Here is a 16,457-nt window from a genome sequence, read left to right as displayed (position 1 = left end):
CGTCAGCCCGTCTGGGCGCGGACGCGTTCGGTGAGGCGGCCCATGCGGGTGCGGGCGGACTCCAGTTCCTCGGCGTCCTCGGCGGCCGGGCCCTCCTCGGCGGCGAGTTCGTCCCACAGCCCGACCAGGTCGTTCCCCAGCTCCAGGCCCCGTGCGGGGTCGCGTACGGCACGCCAGGCGGTCGCCGCGCTCTGGACGTTGCCGTACGCGGCCTCGGCGTCGCCCGAGCGCCGGTGTATCCGGGCCAGGTCGAGGGAGAGCTGGAAGGCGCGGTCCGGGTCGCCCGACAAGTAGGCGATGTACGCCGTGAGTTCCCGGAGCCGGAGTACCTCCGGGTGCTCCGGCCCCAGGGTGCGCGAGGCATCTGCCACCGTCTCCTCCGCCAGCCGTGCCGCGACCTCCGTACGTCCCTCCTTGACGGCCTCGTTGATGCGGACCGTCGGCTCCGCGAGCAGCGCGGGGGCGGTGGCGTCGCCGGGCGCGGTGGGCGGCGCGTCCCCGAGCACGGCCTCGGCCACGGCGTCGAACCCGCGGGCGGGGGTGGGCTTGGGATCGGGGTCGGAGTACGGGTCGGGGCGGGGGCCGAGGTCCGGGGCGGGCGCGGTCTTCGGCTTGGGGGCGGGGGCGGCAGCGGGGGCCGGTGCGGATGCGGGGATCGGTGCCGGTTCGGGGATTGGTGCCGGTGCCGGCTTGGGATTCGGTGCCGGTGCCGGTGCCGGTTCGGGGGTCGGCTCCGGTGCCGGTTCGGGAATCGGTTCCGGTGCGGGGGCAGGCGCCGGTGCGGCGGTGAACGGGCCGGGCGTCGGTCGCGGCCCCGCCTCCTGCGAGGCGCCCGGCGCGGCAGCGGCGTCCATGAGCGGCGGCGGCCCGAACTCACCCGTCGGCGGCGCCACCGTGCCGGGCGGCGTCTGCCCGGCCGGTTCCGGCAGGGCGCGCAGCGTGAACGTCGGCGCCGACTCGCCACCGGACCGCTCCCGCCCGGTGCCGGGCAACGCCGGCAGTGGGACCGTCGGCGCACTCTCCCGGACCGGTGCCACTGGACGCAGGACGCGGGTGTGCCGGTCATGCCGTACGGGTGCTGCCGCGGTCGGCGGTGCTGCCACGGGTGCCGTCACGGGCGTCTGTGCGGGCACGCCCTCGGGCGCCGTCGGCATCGGTTCCGCGGCGAGGTGGCTGGAGCCGTCCGGATCGACCCGGAGGGGGACGGAGTAGCCGAGGCGCCGGTCGTGGATCGTGGCGAGGACGGGGTGACCGGCGGCGAGGGCGAGGCGGTGGAGCCGGTTCAGGACGGCGTTCTGGATCTCCTCGCCCGGGGCCGCGACGACCGGCGAACCGTCGACCGTGGCACCTCGTGCGCCGTGGTCGCCGCCCGGCACGCGGACGTCGATCGGCGTCGCGCCGGGATCGGGCGAGCCCTCGGCGCGCTCGTGTTCCCGCTGCCTGTCGCGGCCGAGTCGAGACATCGTTCCCCCACTCATCGGCGGCTTCCGTCGGCGGTTCCCGTTCCTGCCGTCCAGAGCCTGTCATGCCTGTTGTGCACCTACTGTCGAGTCTCTCTGCTCGCTCCCGATTCTCACGTCACCGGGGTGTCACAGGCTCGTTCCAGGAGGTCACGCCGCGGGTTGACCGTGCACGCGGGCGCGACATCAATGCGTGTGCATATAATGCAGGCGCAGGTTATCGTCTGTCGCCTATCAACTTGGGGTCCTCATGACGCGCCGCTTCCTCTTCCTGACGGGCAGCACCCGGCCCGACGGCAACACCGAGTCGCTCGCCCGCCGCGCCGCCGACCAGTTGTCCGCGGACGTCGAGCAGCGCTGGGTCGACCTGGCCCGGCACCCCCTGCCGGAGTTCGAGGACCTGCGCCACGACAGCGACCACAAGCGCCCCACGGAGGGCAACGCGCGCCTGCTGCTCGACGCCACCCTCGCCGCCACGGACATCGTGATCGCCTCGCCGCTGTACTGGTACACGCTGTCCACGCCGGTCAAGCGCTACCTCGACCACTGGTCCGGCTGGCTGCGCACCCCCGGCCTCGACTTCAAGGCGACCCTGGCCGGCCGCACCCTGTGGGGCGTCACCGCGCTCGCCCACGAGGAGCAGGAGGTCGCCGACCCGCTGATCGGCGCCCTGAACAACTCGGCGGCGTACATGGGCATGCGGTTCGGCGGGGTGCTGCTGGGCAACGGCAGCAAGCCCGGTGACGTCCTGCGGGACACCGAGGCGCTCGCCCGCGCCAAGACCTTCTTCGCGCAGGAGGCACCGTTCGCGCGCTTCCCGTACGAGCAGGCGGACGCCGCGGCTACGCGGTGATGTCCTTGGTCGTGAACCGGGCCCAGGCCGCCGAGCCGAAGACGGCCGCGTAGAGGGCCTGGAGGCCGAGGTTCTTCACCAGGTCGTCCCAGTAGACCGGTTCGCGCATCACGTCGGCGAAGGAGAGCCAGTAGTGCGAGAAGAAGTACGGTTGGAGGGCGTCGAGCTGGGGGATCTGGTCGAGGATCTGGACGGTGATCAGCAGTCCGACCGTGGTGGCCATCGCCGCGATGCCGCTGCCCGTCAGGGTGGAGACGAACAGGCCCAGGGCCGCGATGCCGACCAGTGAGGCGGCCACGACCAGGGCGATCAGCAGCGCCCGTCCCAGGCCCTCGGCGTAGGTGATCCGGGTGCCGGAGATGGTGATCAGATCACCGACCGGGAACAGCAGCGCGCCCACGGCGAGCGCCGAGACCGCGACCACCAGGGTGGCGGCGAGGCAGAAGGTGATCACCGTCGCGTACTTGGTGAGCAGCAGCCGGGAGCGGCCGGCCGGGGCGACCAGGAGGTAGCGGAGCGTGCCCGCGCTCGACTCGCCCGCGATCGCGTCGCCCGCGACGACGCCGATGGCCATCGGCAGGAAGAACGGGAGGGTCGCGGCGAGCGCGGTGAAGACCAGGAACAGCCCGTTGTTGCTGATCTGCGAGATGAACGCCGGTCCCCCGGCGCCGCCACCGCCGCCGCCGAGTGAGGACCCGTCGCCCGTCTCGATCTTCACGGCGATGCCCACCAGGATCGGCACGGCGGCGAGCACGGCCAGCAGGGCGAGGGTCCGCCAGCGCCGGAAGGTGGTCAGCAGCTCGCTGCGGAACAGCCCGAGGGACCACAGCGGACTCGGGGAGCGCACGGCACCCTGGCCCGCCACCACACTCGGACCCGCCACCACGCCCGGACCCGCCACCACACCTGGGTCCATCACCACACCTGGGTCCGGCGCCGTGAGCGCGGACTCCCCCGCCCGGTCGTCCTGTGCATCAGCCCGCGACATCGAAGCCCTCCCCGGTCAACGCCACGAACGCGTCCTCCAGCGAGGCCCGTTCCAGCACGAAGCCGCGGACCCGGACCCGGGCCGCGACCAGCGCCGCGTTCACCTCGGCGAGGTCGCGCTCCGGTGGCTCCGACGTCACCCTCTCCCCGTCGACCACCACGTCCGCGGCCCCCTGCTCCTTCAGCACCCGGGCGGCCTCGCCCGCGTCCGGCGTGGTCACCACCAGCCGGCCGCGCGCCCCGGCCGCCAGGTCGGCGACCGCGCCCTGGGTGATCAACCGTCCCTGCGCCATCACCGCGGCGTGGGTGCACACCTGCTCGATCTCGTCCAGCAGGTGGGAGGAGAGGAAGACGGTGGTGCCGTCGGAGGCCAGTTCGCGTACGAGGGTGCGGATCTCGCGCATGCCCTGCGGGTCGAGTCCGTTGGTCGGCTCGTCCAGCACCAGCAGTCGGCGCGGCTGGAGCAGCGCCGCGGCGAGACCCAGCCGCTGCTTCATGCCGAGCGAGTACGCCTTCGCCTTCTTGCCGCCGGCGGCCGCGAGGCCCACCCGGTCCAGCGCCGCGGCGACGCGCTCGCGCCGGGTGCGCGGGTCGGCGGTCGGGTCGGCGGCGTCGTAGCGCAGCAGGTTGTCGCGCCCGGAGAGGAAGCCGTACAGGGCCGGGCCCTCGATGAGGGCGCCGACCCGGGGCAGTACGGTGCGGGACGCGCGCGGCATGGGCCGGCCGAGAACCCGGGCGCTGCCCGAGGTGGGTTCGATCAGCCCCATCAGCATCCGGATGGTGGTGGTCTTGCCGGAGCCGTTGGGCCCGAGGAAGCCGAAGACGCTGCCCGCCGGGACGGTCAGGTCCAGACCGTCGACGGCGAGTTGTCCGCCGCGGTAGCGCTTGGTGAGCCCGCGGGTGGCGATGACGGCGTCATCCGCGCGCTCCCCCCGGTCCGGCTCGCGGCCCGGGCGCTTCGGCTCCGTGGCGGACGCTTCGGCCATCGGCTCCCTCTTCTCGTCCTCTTCGCCGTACGGGTGCGTACTGCGTACGTCCTACTACTGCGCGGCGTCGGCCGCCTTCACCAGCGCGTCCTTGGTGACCGCTCCGGCGTAGACCTTGCCGTCGTCCGTGATCAGGGCGTTGACCAGGCGGGTCTTGAAGACCGTGCCCGAGCCGAAGTCGCCCTTGACCTGGTCCCCGAAGGAGCCGAGGAAGCCGCCCAGGCCGCCGAGGTCGCCGCCCGTGGAGCCCGTGGGCAGGCCGCCCTGGGCGCCGGTGTCGAAGGTGGCGATCGAGTTCCAGCCCTCGCCGATCACCTTGAGGCCGTCCATCCCCTTGGCGAGGTCGCCCTCGGCCTTGCGACCGGGCTCCGGGGCCTCGGCGGGCGCGCCGGCCTCGTCGGCCTCGGTGACCTTTGCTCCCGCGGGCGGTGTGAAGTCGAACGTCGACGCGTCCGGCTTCGCGAAGCTGACCTTGGTGAAGCCCACGTCCACGACGGCCGCGCCGCCGCTCGCCGGGGTCAGGGTGAACTTCAGCGGGGTGCCGGTCTCGGCGTCCACGGCGACGGTGATCGCACCGACCGTGGAACCCTCCTGCTTGGGCTCGACGACCAGGCGGTAGGCGTCCCGGCCGGCCACCTGCGCGGTGCCGCCGACGGTCACGGACGTGGTGTCGTCGACCGACTTGAGCGCCTGGTCGGCGAAGTCCTTCGGCGTGGCCGGCACGTCCTTCTCCGGCCGCTCGGCGCCGTCGGGGGCGGTGGAGTGGTAGACCTCGTTGGACTGGCTGTCGTAGCCCCAGACGTCCTTGCCGTTGTGGATCAGGCTGTATTCGGCGGCGTTCTCCATGAGGGAGAGCTTCTGCCGGTCGGGGCCGTCGGCCGCGACGCGCAGCGTGTGGCTGCCCGACACCAGCTCGGTGAGCTTGGCCGACGGGTCGGCGGCGGAACCCTCGCCGTCCCCGTCGGAGCCCGGACCGCCGGACATTCCGGACATCAGGCCGCTCTCCAGCCCGCCGAGGTCCGGCAGGCCCAGGTCGGTGTTGATGCGCACCGTGCCGGAGAGCTGCTCGACGTCCGACTTGGCGATCTTCTCTATGAGCTGCTCCGCCGTGACCTTCGGCAGGTCGGGGTCGCCGGAGTCGGCGAGCGCGGGGACGAGCCCGATCGTCGCGGCCGCCACTCCCATCACCGCGACCGGGACGACGTACCGCGCGGCCTTGCGTCGTCCGGCCCGCAGCTCCTCGCCCTCCCCGGCGGTCGTGCTGTCGTCGGAATCGATCGGTGCCATGTCTGCCCTACCTCCGTCGTCGGCGGCGGCTGTCTCGCGACCTCGCACGCGTTCACCCGTGAGCCGCCATTCTCACCCGAATCGGTGAGGATTGGTGTTTTCCGTGGTGTCCATCTGACCAAATCACCGGAGCACGGGCGTCAGACCGCGGGCTCAACTCCGCCTACTCCTGCGGGATGACACGCAAGGGTGCGGACGCCTCCGGCCCGTAGGGGCCGCTGTACGCCACCCGGCAGCGGAGGGCCCGCGACGCGTGACGCACGTCACGGATGGCACACGACGGGCGGCATGCGGCCGACGACGCCCCCGGGACGACACGCAACGAACGGCGCGCGGTGGACGGCACCTGCAGACAGCGGACGACACAGCGGACAGCTGACGGCACCGGCAGACAGCGGGCGGCACGTGACGGGCCGACGGGCGGTCAGCCGGCCCGGTGGACCACCGCGTCGCACAGTTCGATCAGCGCGGCCTTCGCGTCGCACTCCCGCAGCGGGGCCAGCGCGGCCCGGGCGTCCTTGGCGTAGCGGACGGTGTCCCGGCGGGCCTGCTCCAGCGCGGGGTGGGCGCGCAGCAGGCGCAGCGCCTCGGCGTGCCGCGCGTCGTCACTCAGGTCGGAGTCGAGCAGCTCGCACAGCGCGAGGTCCTCGGCGAGCCCCAGCCGGGCCGCCCGCTCGCGCAGCCGCAGTACGGGCAGGGTGGGGATGCCCTCGCGCAGGTCCGTGCCGGGCGTCTTGCCGGACTCGTCGGAGTCGGAGGCGATGTCCAGGACGTCGTCCGCGAGCTGGAAGGCGACGCCGAGCCGCTCGCCGTACTGGGTCAGCACGTCCACCACCGTCTCGTCGGCGCCGGACATCATCGCGCCGAACCGGCAGGAGACGGCCACCAGCGAGCCCGTCTTGCCTCCCAGCACATCCAGGTAGTGGTCGACCGGGTCGCGGCCGTCCTGGGGGCCGGCCGTCTCGAGGATCTGGCCGGTGACCAGCCGCTCGAACGCGAGGGCCTGGACGCGGACCGCCTCGGGACCGAGGTCGGCGAGGATCTGCGAGGCGCGGGCGAACAGGAAGTCACCGGTGAGGACCGCGACCGAGTTGTCCCAGCGGGTGTTCGCGCTGGGCACCCCGCGCCGCACGGCGGCCTCGTCCATCACGTCGTCGTGGTAGAGGGTGGCGAGGTGGGTCAGCTCCACGACCACGGCGGAGGGCACGATCCCGGGGGCGTAGGGGTCGCCGAACTGGGCCGAGAGCATCACCAGCAGCGGACGGAACCGTTTCCCGCCGGCCCGCACCAGGTGCTGGGCGGCCTCCGTGATGAACGGCACCTCGCTTTTGGTTGCCTCAAGCAACCCTTCCTCGACAGCAACCAATCCGGCCTGGACATCGGCTTCCAGAGCCTGGTCCCGCACGCTCAGCCCGAACGGCCCGACGACGGTCACGAGGGGTCTCCTGTCTGCTGGTGTCTACTGGCGATTACCTGGTTTGTCGATAGGTCGCTGCCACCACTCAAGTCAGCGTATCCGGTCACGTTTCGATCACCGCTAGCGCCCACGGTTACAGGCTGGTCGGTATCGGATCATGAACGGTATGTTTTTGATCAGGTGATATGAGCAGATTTCGAGTGACATCGCCAGCGGACCAGAGAAGAAGAGGAGCCGGACCCGGAGGACGGACGGAGCGGAAGCCGCCACCGAAGATCCCACCACTCCCCCCAACGGCCCGCACTTCGAGAACGTCACCCGATCGACACACGCGCCCGCCCCCTTCCGCACCGGTTCACACGCGTGCCCGGCGGGTACGGCAGCCGCCTTCCCGGCCTCCCGCTCCCCACTCGCTTCCCTCACCTCGCCGCTCGACACCCGAAGCCGTCGCCTCCCACGGCCGGTTGACGCACAGTTGAGGCTAATGCCCGTTTTGCCGTGCTTGTTGAGGCCAGTGAGTTGGCTCACTCCGGACCACCTGCGGGCAACCCCGTCGAAACCTGTGCCCTCCCTTTGCCCCGCAAGCCAGTTGAGGCTTGGCAACAGCAAAGGATCAAGAGCCTCAAACACCTCAGACCATGGTCAACAGGCGCGTTGGGTGATTCCTGCACTTGTTCCGGACATGTGCTCTCGCATACGTTCCCGGCCTGTCGGGTGGACGCCGAATCCTGCCACCGCCCGTCGCACAGTCATCCACCCAACAAACTCGCAGGCAGGAGCGGGGGACCCAGGTAAGTCGCCGCACCGGTCACCACCGGAGCGGCTCGGGGTGAAGCCGTACCCGTCAGGGCACGGCCGGGCACCTCCCCGCCCGAACCCGACAGCTCACCTCGTAGGCGTAAGGAGAGGGACACCGCATGTCTGCCAACGGTCAGAACCGTCACGCCCGCACCAGCCGCCTCGCCCGCAAGCTCGCCGTGGCCGGCACCGGTGCCGCGGTGCTCGCGCTGCCGCTCATCGGCGCCACCACCGCCTCCGCGGCCACCCCGGCCGCCGCCACGACCGCCACTACGGCGGCCACGACCTACCCGGACAACCTCGACGGCTGGATCCGCGAGTCGCTGGACATCATGGCCCAGCACGGCATTCCCGGGACCTACGAGGGCATTCACCGCAACATCATGCGTGAGTCCTCCGGCAACCCGCTCGCCATCAACAACTGGGACATCAACGCCATCAACGGCACCCCGTCCAAGGGTCTGCTCCAGGTGATCGACCCGACCTTCCAGGCGTACCACGTCGAGGGCACCTCCTGGGACCCGTACGACCCGGTCGCCAACATCACCGCCGCCTGCAACTACGCGGCCGACCGCTACGGCTCGATGGACAACGTCTTCAGCGCGTACTGAGCCGTACGCCGCCTGAACCTCGCCCAGGGCCCGCCGGACAGGCCCTAAGAGGTACCGAAGATCCGCTCGAGGACGACGGCCACGCCGTCGTCCTCGTTCGTCGTGGTGACCTCGTCGGCCACCGCCTTGAGTTCGGGGTGGGCGCCGGCCATGGCGACGCCGTGGGCCGCCCACTGGAACATGGGGATGTCGTTGGGCATGTCCCCGAAGGCGATCGTCCGCCGCCGTCCCAGACCCAGGTGCTCGGCGGCCAGCGCCAGGCCGGTCGCCTTGGTGATGCCGCAGGGCTGGAGCTCCACGGTGCCGGGCCCCGACATGGTGACCGTCGCGAGGGAGCCGACCACCGCGCGCGCCGTCCCCGCCAGTTCGTCGTCGGTCAGCTCGGGGTGGCGCAGCAGCACCTTGCTGATCGGCGTGGACCACAGCTGCTCGCGCCGCTCCACGCGCACCGCGGGCAGCGTGGGGTGGGGCATCAGGTAGCCCGGCTCGATGAGCGTCAGCCCGTCGACGCCGTCCTGGTCGACGGCGGCGTGCACCTGCCCCACCTCGGCCTCGATCTTGCCGAGCGCGGTCTCGGCCAGCTCCCGGTCCAGGGTGACCGACCACAGCATCCGGTGCGCCCCTGCGTCGTACACCTGCGCACCCTGCCCGCACACCGCGAGTCCCGTGCAGCCGAGCCGGTCGAGCAGCGGGCGCACCCGGGGGGCCGGCCGCCCCGTCACCACCAGGTGGCGTGCACCCGCCCCGGCGACCCGCGCCAGCGCGGCCAGCGACCGGTCGGAGACGGTGTCGTCGCCGCGGAGCAGCGTGCCGTCCAGGTCGGTGGCGACGAGTGAATATGCGGTGCGGTCCATGATCAGAGAATACGGACACCGCGCCCGTCCGACTCACCCGTGATCGCTTCCGAACGAGGGCGTGGTGAGTGCGTTCGAACCCGGCCGCCGATGCACGCGAACGCCCGATCACGTCCCACAACCTGACACCTCATCGGCTGAAGCGGGTTCGGGGCCTCCGCGCCGTTCGGCGACACCACGACCTGTCGGGTACCGCCTCCTGCCGCACTGCCCAAGACCGGTGGGTCACCCGTAACGTGGCTCGCACGACACACGGCGCGCACGGCGCACATGGCGAGCACGAAAGCGAGGCAGCACCCGATGCCCCCCTTCGATGTCCCCGAGGGCGACCCCTTCGGCCCGCACAACCTTCCGTACGGCGTGTTCTCGATCCCCGGCTCGGACCGGACGGTGGGCGTCCGGCTCGGCGACCACGTCCTCGACGTGGGCGCGGCGGCCCACGCGCTGGGCTCGCCGTACGCGTCCCTGCTCGCCCGGCCCACCCTCAACCCGCTGCTGGCGGCCGGGCGCACGGCGTGGTCGGACGTGCGACGCGCGCTGACGGCATGGGTGACGGTCCCCTCCCACCGCGAGGTCCTGGAGCCGTTCTTCCACCCGCTGTCGTCGGTGACCCTGCACCTGCCTTTCGAGGTCGCCGACTACGTCGACTTCTACGCCTCCGAGAACCACGCCCGCAACGTCGGTCAGATCTTCCGCCCCGACGCCGCGGACTCCCTCACCCCGAACTGGAAGCACCTCCCGATCGGCTACCACGGCCGCTCCGGCACGGTCGTCGTCTCCGGCACGGATGTCGTACGCCCGTCGGGGCAGCGCAAGGCACCGGCCGACGCCGCTCCCGTCTTCGGCCCGTCCGTCCGCCTCGACATCGAGGCCGAGGTCGGTTTCGTGGTGGGCGTGCCCTCCGCACCGGGCAGCCCGGTGGCGCTCGGCGACTTCCGAGAGCACGTCTTCGGGCTCTGCCTGCTCAACGACTGGTCCGCGCGGGACGTCCAGGCATGGGAGTACGTCCCCCTCGGCCCGTTCCTCGGCAAGTCCTTCGCCACGTCGGTGTCGGCGTGGATCACACCGCTGGACGCCCTGGAGGACGCCCGGGTGGCGCCGCCCGAGCGCACGCACGAACTGCTGCCCTACCTGGACGACACGGACGCCGACCAGGACGGTCCCGGCGGCTACGACCTGCGGATCTCCGTCGCCCTCAACGGCCACGTCGTCTCCGAGCCTCCGTTCTCCACCATGTACTGGACGGCCGCCCAGCAGTTGGCCCACATGACGGTCAACGGCGCGTCGCTGCGCACCGGCGACCTCTACGGCTCGGGCACGGTGAGCGGGCCGACCGAGCGGGAGCGGGGTTCGCTGCTCGAACTGACCTGGAACGGCCGCGACCCGCTGGAACTCCCCGACGGCAAGCGGACGTTCCTGGAGGACGGTGACGTGGTGACACTCTCGGCCTGGGCCCCGGGGCCGGACGGTGTGCGGGTGGGCCTGGGAGAGGTGACCGGACGGGTGGTCGGACGGGACGTCTGACGCGGCACCGGGAGCGCCCCGGGAGGCGTGCGCGGCGACGCGGGCGGGTGGACGGTTTCGTGCGGGCGCCGTGTTGTGCGGCCGGGCGCTTCCGTGCGGGCGGCTGGTGGGGGCACGAATCAGGAATCCGGTGCCCGCCGACCCCTGACTCACACCGCCCGGCCCCGTCATACTGGCGTCGGGCGGTGCGCGCACGGCCCGGCACAGCACTGCACAGCCCCAGTACCGCCAGAGCCGCCCATCCTTCGACCAGGATCCGGAGCCAGTGGCATGACCGTCTGCCTGCTCCTGCTGTTCGTCGTCGCCGTGACAGCCGCGGTGCCGGTGCCGCGTGCGCTGACCCGTTCCGCGTGGCCCGAACGTGACCCCGTGGTCGGACTGTGGGTCTGGCAGTGCCTGGTCGCCACCGTGCTGCTGTGCTGTCTTACAGCCCTCGTCCTGGGTGCCGCGGCCGTCTTCGGGACCGTCCGCGCCCAGCTCTTCGCACCGGCACCGCCCGCGGTGACCGCGGCGTACAACCTCTCCGCCGGCCCGGTCTGGGCGGCCGTCCTCACCCTGCTGCTGGCGGCGGGTGCCGCCTGGACGACCGCGATGCTCGCGCGTGAACTGGTCGAGGCCCGCCGTCGGCGCGCCCGGTCCCGCGCCCATCTGCGCGAGCGCGCCCCCGACCTGCCCGCCGGGCTCCCCGCCTCTCGCGGACCCCTGCTGGTCCTGGAGGACGAGTACCCGGACGCCTGGTGGATGCCCGGGAGCCCGCCGCAGCTGATCGTCACCACCGGTGCCCTGCACCGCCTCACCGACCATCAGCTGGACGCCGTCCTCACCCACGAGCGCGGCCACGCCCGGGCCCGCCACGACTGGCTGCTGCACCTGTCGACCGCACTGGCCACCGGGTTCCCGAGCGTCCCGCTCTTCGCCCACTTCTGCGACCAGACCCACCGGCTGGTCGAGCTCTCGGCCGACGACACCGCCTCCCGGCGCTGCGGCCACCTGACCACCGCGCTGGCCCTGATCGAGCTGAACCAGCACCGCGGTGTCCTCTCCTGCGCCTCCAGCCACCGCCTCCTCGGCGAACGGGTCGACCGTCTCCTGGAGCCCCAGCCCCGCCCACCCCGCCGCCACCGCGCCCTGACCACGGCAACGGCCGCCCTGGTCCCCCTCCTCCCCCTCCTCATCACCTTCGCCCCGGGCCTGACAGCCCTGACCTAACGGCCCCCTAGCCTGCGGGCACCCGCCCCCAGCTGCGGGCAGTCGTGCCTCCCCCAGTGCCTGAACGGCCTGGGAGTTACCCCCAGGCGGCACGGGTGGGCGCAGGCGGCGCCCCGTAAGCGCCGGGCCACGCGACCCACCACCGCGCCCACACCCACCCCGGGCACCTCGCACCCCCGGCAAGAAGACCCGGTGGCAGAACTCCCCCACCCCCAAGAGAAACCCCAGCTCACCCGCACCACCGGCGGAGCCCCCGGTGGCGCAACATTCCCGCAACACCGCTAATCCCACCGGATAGGTATGGTTCCAGCCATGCCGCCCCCCGACCGCATCCGAGACCACGCCGGCCAGGGCGCGACCACCGTCGCCGCCCACCGCACGCGGCGCCGGTTGCGCGCCGACCGGGCCCGTCAACTGGCCGACCTGCTCCGCCGCCAACTCCTCGACGACGCCTTCCCCGACGGCACCCTCCCCCACGAGGACACCCTCGCCGCCGACTACGACACCACCCGCAACACCGTCCGCCAGGCGCTCGACCTGCTGCGCGCCGAGGGCCTCGTGGCCCGCCAGCCCGGCATCGGCACCGTGGTCGTGGCCCGCAAGTACGCGCACGGGCTCGACCGTCTGATGGGCCTCGCCGAGACCCTGCACGAACACGGCCGCGTCACCAACGAGGTCCGCACGACCGTCCCCGTCCCGGCCCCCGCCCCGGTCGCCGAACGCCTCCGTGTCCCTCCCGGCGCCGACGTCCTCTACATCGAACGCCTGCGCCGGCTCAACGGCGTCCCCCTCTCCCTGGACCTCACCTACCTCCCGCTCGACATCGGGACCGCCCTGCTCGGCGCCGACCTGGAGAACACCGACGTGTTCCGTCTCCTGGAATCCGTCACCGGCCGGCCGCTCGGCCACGCCGAGATCACCCTGGAGGCCGTCACCGCCGACGCGCACTCCGCCGCCGTACTGGAGGCACCGCGCGGCACGGCGGTCCTCATGCTCGAACGGCTCACCCACCTCGCCGACGGCCGCCCGGTCGACCTGGAGTTCGTCCGCTTCCGGGGTGACCGCATCGCGATGAGCGGCCTGCTGCACCGGTCCCTTTAATCCCCCTCACCACCCTTTCGCGCACCCTCCCTGGAGACAGCCATGCCCTTGGCGCCCCAGCGGGCCGACGTGCCCGTGACCATCGACGAGTCGAAGTGCATCGAAGGCTGCACGCTCTGCGTGGACATGTGCCCGCTGGACTCCCTCGCCATCGACGAGCGCAACGGCAAGGCGTACATGCATGTCGACGAGTGCTGGTACTGCGGCCCGTGCGCCGCCCGCTGCCCCACCGGGGCCGTCACGGTCAACATGCCCTACCTGCTCCGGTGAGAGGCCGACTCCCCATGAACATGAAAGCGAAACGCACCGCGCTCCCCGCCACCGCCGGCGCGGCAACCGTGGCCCTGCTCCTCCCCCTCACCGCGTGCGGTGGCGACGCGTCCGCCGACGGGAACGGCTCCACGGTCACCGTGACGGTCGGCTACCAGTCCAGGACGATCAACACGGTCACCGCCGGCACCCTGCTGCGCTCCCTCGGCTACTTCGAGAAGCAGCTCAACTCCCTCGGCGACGGAGTCACCTACAAGGTCGACTGGCAGGACTACGCGACCGGCGCGCCCATCACCGCCCAGATGACCGCCGGGAAGATCGACATCGGCTCGATGGGCGACTTCCCACTGCTCATCAACGCGGCCCGCGGCAAGCAGCTCGGCAAGCCGACCCGCCTGGTCTCGGTCACCGGCTACAACCTCCGCGGCGGCCTCAACACCATCGTCGTCGCACCCGATTCGCCCCTCACCTCCCTGAAGGACCTCAAGGGCAAGAAGGTCTCGACGAGCGTCGGCTCGGCCGCCGACGGCACCCTCGTACGCGCCCTGCAGCGTGCCGGTCTCGACCCGGCCGAGGACATCGAGAAGCTCAACCAGCAGCCCGCCGTGGGCGCTTCGGCCCTGGACGCGGGAAGCGCGGACGCCCTGTCGCAGTTCGTCGCCTGGCCCGGCCTGCTCGCCCAGCAGGGCAAGGCGAAGGCCCTGTACGACGGAGCCCGGCTGGACCTGCCCACCTTCCACGGCGTCACCGCCGTCGAGGGGTTCGCGAAGAAGCGCCCCGCCGTGCTGGAGGCGTTCCTGAAGGCCCAGACGCAGGCGACCGACTACCTGGACGCGCATCCCGTGGCCGCCGCCGAGAAGGTCGCGAAAGCCACCGGCCTGCCGGCCGAAACCGTGTACCTCTACAACGGCGCCCAGGGCATCGCCACCTTCGACCCGGCGATCAAACCGCAGCTCGTCGCGGCTCTCAAGGAGGACGTCTCGATCCTCAAGGACGCGAAACTCACCGGCGACGTGGACGTCGACGCCTTCGTCGACGACCAGTACGTGAAGAAGGCGCTCGGCCCGACCGCGTACGCCGAGCGGATTGCGGCGACGCCTCCGAAGCCGGCCGGCGAGGTCTGGCCCAAGGGCGCGGGGAAGACCCTCTCCTTCCCCTCCCCCACGGCGCTGCTGCGGCACGTGGCCGGGCACCGCGACGAAGTCCGGGCCGCGTACGTCCCCGACACCACCACCGGCACCCCGTGGTTCGCCGACCGGGCGGTGTGGGTGGCCGACGGCGGCGCTCTGCTGCCCTTCGTCGCACCGGAGACCGCACGGGCGTACATCGCAGGGCACGGCGGAGCGCGCTTCGTGCCGTACGCCGAGGCACTGGAGCTGGCGTCGTGAACCGCTCCGCCCGCTACGCGCTGCGGATCGCCTCGCTCGCCGTCGCCCTGGGCCTGTGGCAGCTGCTGACCAGCCAGGACATCGACCTGTGGCTGCGCTTCTCGCAGTTCCCCACCGTCACCGACGTGGCCCACACCTTCGCCGACCGGCTGGCGGGGCCCGACTACTGGACCGACCTCACCGACAGCCTGACCCGCATCCTCAGCGGCTTCCTGCTCGCCGCCGTCCTGGGCGTGGCCACCGGTGTGCTCGTGGCCCGCTCCCGGCTCGCCGAGGACCTGCTCGGCCCGGTCCTCGAAGTGGTCCGGCCCATTCCCGCCATCGCCCTGGTCCCGGTGGCGATCCTCCTCTTCCCGTCCAACGAGCAGGGCATCGTCTTCATCACCTGCACCGCCGCCTTCTTCCCCGTCCTGGTCTCCACCCGGCACGCGGTACGCGCGCTGACCCCCGTGTGGGAGGAGGCGGTCCGCACCATGGGCGGTGGCCGGTGGCGGGTCCTCGGCTCGGTGGTCCTTCCGGGCGCGCTGCCCGGTGTCTTCGGTGGTCTGTCGGTCGGCATCGGCGTCTCGTGGATCTGTGTGATCTCCGCCGAGATGATCTCCGGCCAGTACGGCGTGGGGTACCGCACCTGGCAGGACTACACGGTCGTCGACTACCCCGGCGTCTTCGTCGGCATGGTCACCATCGGCGTGCTCGGCTGGCTCACCTCCACGGCCGTGGAACTGCTGGGCCGCCGCCTGACCCGCTGGCTGCCACGCACGGCGCAGGGCCCCGCCGCCCGCCCGAAGTCCGCGCGGTCCGGGGCGGCACCCCCGCCCGCGGCCACCGCCGGACGCAAGGACTCCATCCGCACCCGTCCCGAGGAGGCACGCGATGAGCACCTCGTCCGAGACTGAGACCGAGACCGAGACCGAGACGGGGACGAGGACTGGGACGAGTACCGGGGCTGGGCCGGGGACCGGTGCCGGGGCGCCGGGCCGCGGCACCCGGCTCACCCTGCGCGACGCCGCCCTCGGCCGTCCGGACGCCGCCGCGGTGAGCGGTGTGGACGTCGACGTCTCCCCCGGCGAGATCCTCACCGTGGTCGGGCCCTCGGGCTGCGGCAAGTCGACGCTGCTGCGCACACTGGCCGGTCTGCTGCCGCCGCTGGCCGGAACGGCGGAACAGGACGGGCGTCCCATCGACGGCCCCGGGGCGGACCGGGCACTGGTCTTCCAGGAGGACGCCCTCCTGCCCTGGCGCTCCCTGCGCGCCAACGTCGAACTTCCCCTCGCCGTCCAGGGCCTGCCCCGCGCCGAGCGCCGGGACCAGGCGACGGCCTGGCTGGAGCGGGTCGGCCTCGCCGCACAGGCCGGACAGTTGCCGCACCGTGTCTCCGGGGGACAGCGCCAGCGCGCCCAGTTGGCCCGTGCGCTGGCCGGACGCCCCCGCGCCGTCCTGATGGACGAGCCCTTCGGCGCCCTCGACGCCCAGACCCGCGCCGGGATGCAGGACCTGCTGGTGGAGGTACTGCACGGCACCGGAGCCACGGTCGTCTTCGTCACCCACGACGTGGACGAGGCCCTGTTCCTCGGCGACCGCGTCGCCCTGCTCGGCGCCGGCCGCCTGACCGCCGTACGCGACGTGCCCCGACCCCGGGACCGCACCGCGCGCGACGACCCGGCCCGCACGGCGCTGCGGCGCGACGTCCTGACATCCCTCGGCACCTGAAA

15 protein-coding genes and 1 riboswitch are annotated in these 16,457 nt (G+C 72.4%); of the genes, 9 read left to right on the top strand and 6 right to left on the bottom strand.

The features are described 5' to 3' along the window. Positions 1-2: 2 nt before the first annotated feature. Positions 3-1,463 (bottom strand): tetratricopeptide repeat protein, encoded by a 1,461-nt coding sequence (locus IE258_RS00765; protein WP_189737620.1) that lies wholly within the window; start codon positions 1,461-1,463, stop codon positions 3-5. Between the two features lie 247 nt (positions 1,464-1,710). Here IE258_RS00765 and IE258_RS00760 point away from each other — a divergent pair, with 247 nt between their 5' ends. Continuing rightward, positions 1,711-2,313 carry a flavodoxin family protein gene (locus tag IE258_RS00760; RefSeq protein WP_189737617.1) on the top strand — a complete coding sequence of 201 codons (603 nt, stop codon included), beginning with the start codon at positions 1,711-1,713 and terminating at the stop codon, positions 2,311-2,313. On the opposite strand, the gene IE258_RS00755 is transcribed toward IE258_RS00760, so the two are convergent. The 4 genes from IE258_RS00755 to IE258_RS00740 all read right to left on the bottom strand — a co-directional run bounded on the left by IE258_RS00755 (position 2,303) and on the right by IE258_RS00740 (position 7,008). Next, positions 2,303-3,301 (bottom strand): ABC transporter permease, encoded by a 999-nt coding sequence (locus tag IE258_RS00755; protein ID WP_189737614.1) that lies wholly within the window; start codon positions 3,299-3,301, stop codon positions 2,303-2,305. The genes IE258_RS00760 and IE258_RS00755 overlap by 11 nt on opposite strands. Next, positions 3,288-4,286 (bottom strand): ABC transporter ATP-binding protein, encoded by a 999-nt coding sequence (locus tag IE258_RS00750; RefSeq protein ID WP_189737611.1) that lies wholly within the window; start codon positions 4,284-4,286, stop codon positions 3,288-3,290. Before IE258_RS00750 ends, IE258_RS00755 begins: the two co-directional genes overlap by 14 nt. A 54-nt stretch (positions 4,287-4,340) precedes the next feature. Then, positions 4,341-5,573: a LolA family protein gene (locus tag IE258_RS00745; protein ID WP_189737608.1), complete on the bottom strand. Its 1,233-nt coding sequence runs from the start codon at positions 5,571-5,573 to the stop codon at positions 4,341-4,343. A gap of 424 nt (positions 5,574-5,997) precedes the next feature. Further along, the gene (locus tag IE258_RS00740; protein WP_161376785.1) at positions 5,998-7,008 is read right to left on the bottom strand and encodes a polyprenyl synthetase family protein; all 1,011 of its coding nucleotides are present in this window, start codon (positions 7,006-7,008) and stop codon (positions 5,998-6,000) included. A 726-nt stretch (positions 7,009-7,734) separates the two neighbouring features. Then, positions 7,735-7,903: riboswitch (cyclic di-AMP (ydaO/yuaA leader) on the top strand. Between the two features lie 4 nt (positions 7,904-7,907). On the opposite strand from IE258_RS00740, the gene IE258_RS00735 reads away from it, so the two are divergent. Further along, positions 7,908-8,399, top strand: coding sequence for a transglycosylase SLT domain-containing protein (locus IE258_RS00735; RefSeq protein WP_127895025.1), 492 nt, complete (start codon positions 7,908-7,910; stop codon positions 8,397-8,399). A gap of 44 nt (positions 8,400-8,443) precedes the next feature. Here IE258_RS00735 and IE258_RS00730 read toward each other — a convergent pair whose 3' ends face one another. Then, positions 8,444-9,253 (bottom strand): HAD family hydrolase, encoded by an 810-nt coding sequence (locus IE258_RS00730; protein ID WP_127895024.1) that lies wholly within the window; start codon positions 9,251-9,253, stop codon positions 8,444-8,446. Positions 9,254-9,553: 300 nt separating this feature from the next. Here IE258_RS00730 and fahA point away from each other — a divergent pair, with 300 nt between their 5' ends. The 7 genes from fahA to IE258_RS00695 all read left to right on the top strand — a co-directional run bounded on the left by fahA (position 9,554) and on the right by IE258_RS00695 (position 16,455). Next, positions 9,554-10,777 (top strand): fumarylacetoacetase, encoded by a 1,224-nt coding sequence (gene fahA, locus IE258_RS00725; RefSeq protein WP_189737605.1) that lies wholly within the window; start codon positions 9,554-9,556, stop codon positions 10,775-10,777. A 270-nt stretch (positions 10,778-11,047) separates the two neighbouring features. Then, a complete protein-coding gene (locus tag IE258_RS00720) occupies positions 11,048-11,986 on the top strand; it encodes a M56 family metallopeptidase (RefSeq protein ID WP_189737603.1) in 939 nt (312 codons plus the stop codon). Between the two features lie 312 nt (positions 11,987-12,298). Next, positions 12,299-13,087, top strand: coding sequence for a GntR family transcriptional regulator (locus tag IE258_RS00715; RefSeq protein ID WP_159329421.1), 789 nt, complete (start codon positions 12,299-12,301; stop codon positions 13,085-13,087). A 42-nt stretch (positions 13,088-13,129) separates the two neighbouring features. Then, positions 13,130-13,357, top strand: coding sequence for a 4Fe-4S dicluster domain-containing protein (locus tag IE258_RS00710; protein ID WP_030145386.1), 228 nt, complete (start codon positions 13,130-13,132; stop codon positions 13,355-13,357). 20 nt (positions 13,358-13,377) lie between these two features. Continuing rightward, positions 13,378-14,745: an ABC transporter substrate-binding protein gene (locus IE258_RS00705; RefSeq protein ID WP_189739223.1), complete on the top strand. Its 1,368-nt coding sequence runs from the start codon at positions 13,378-13,380 to the stop codon at positions 14,743-14,745. Further along, positions 14,742-15,641, top strand: a complete 900-nt coding sequence (locus tag IE258_RS00700) for an ABC transporter permease (protein WP_189737601.1) — start codon at positions 14,742-14,744, stop codon at positions 15,639-15,641. The genes IE258_RS00705 and IE258_RS00700 overlap by 4 nt, the downstream gene beginning before the upstream one ends. Further along, entirely contained in the window at positions 15,619-16,455 is an 837-nt protein-coding gene (locus IE258_RS00695) for an ABC transporter ATP-binding protein (protein ID WP_189737598.1), read from the top strand. The genes IE258_RS00700 and IE258_RS00695 overlap by 23 nt, the downstream gene beginning before the upstream one ends. Positions 16,456-16,457 lie beyond the last annotated feature (2 nt).

Origin of the sequence: Streptomyces tendae (genome assembly GCF_014650435.1) — a bacterium.
Classification (GTDB): domain Bacteria; phylum Actinomycetota; class Actinomycetes; order Streptomycetales; family Streptomycetaceae; genus Streptomyces; species Streptomyces tendae.
This window is presented reverse-complemented; position numbering and strand designations above follow the sequence as displayed.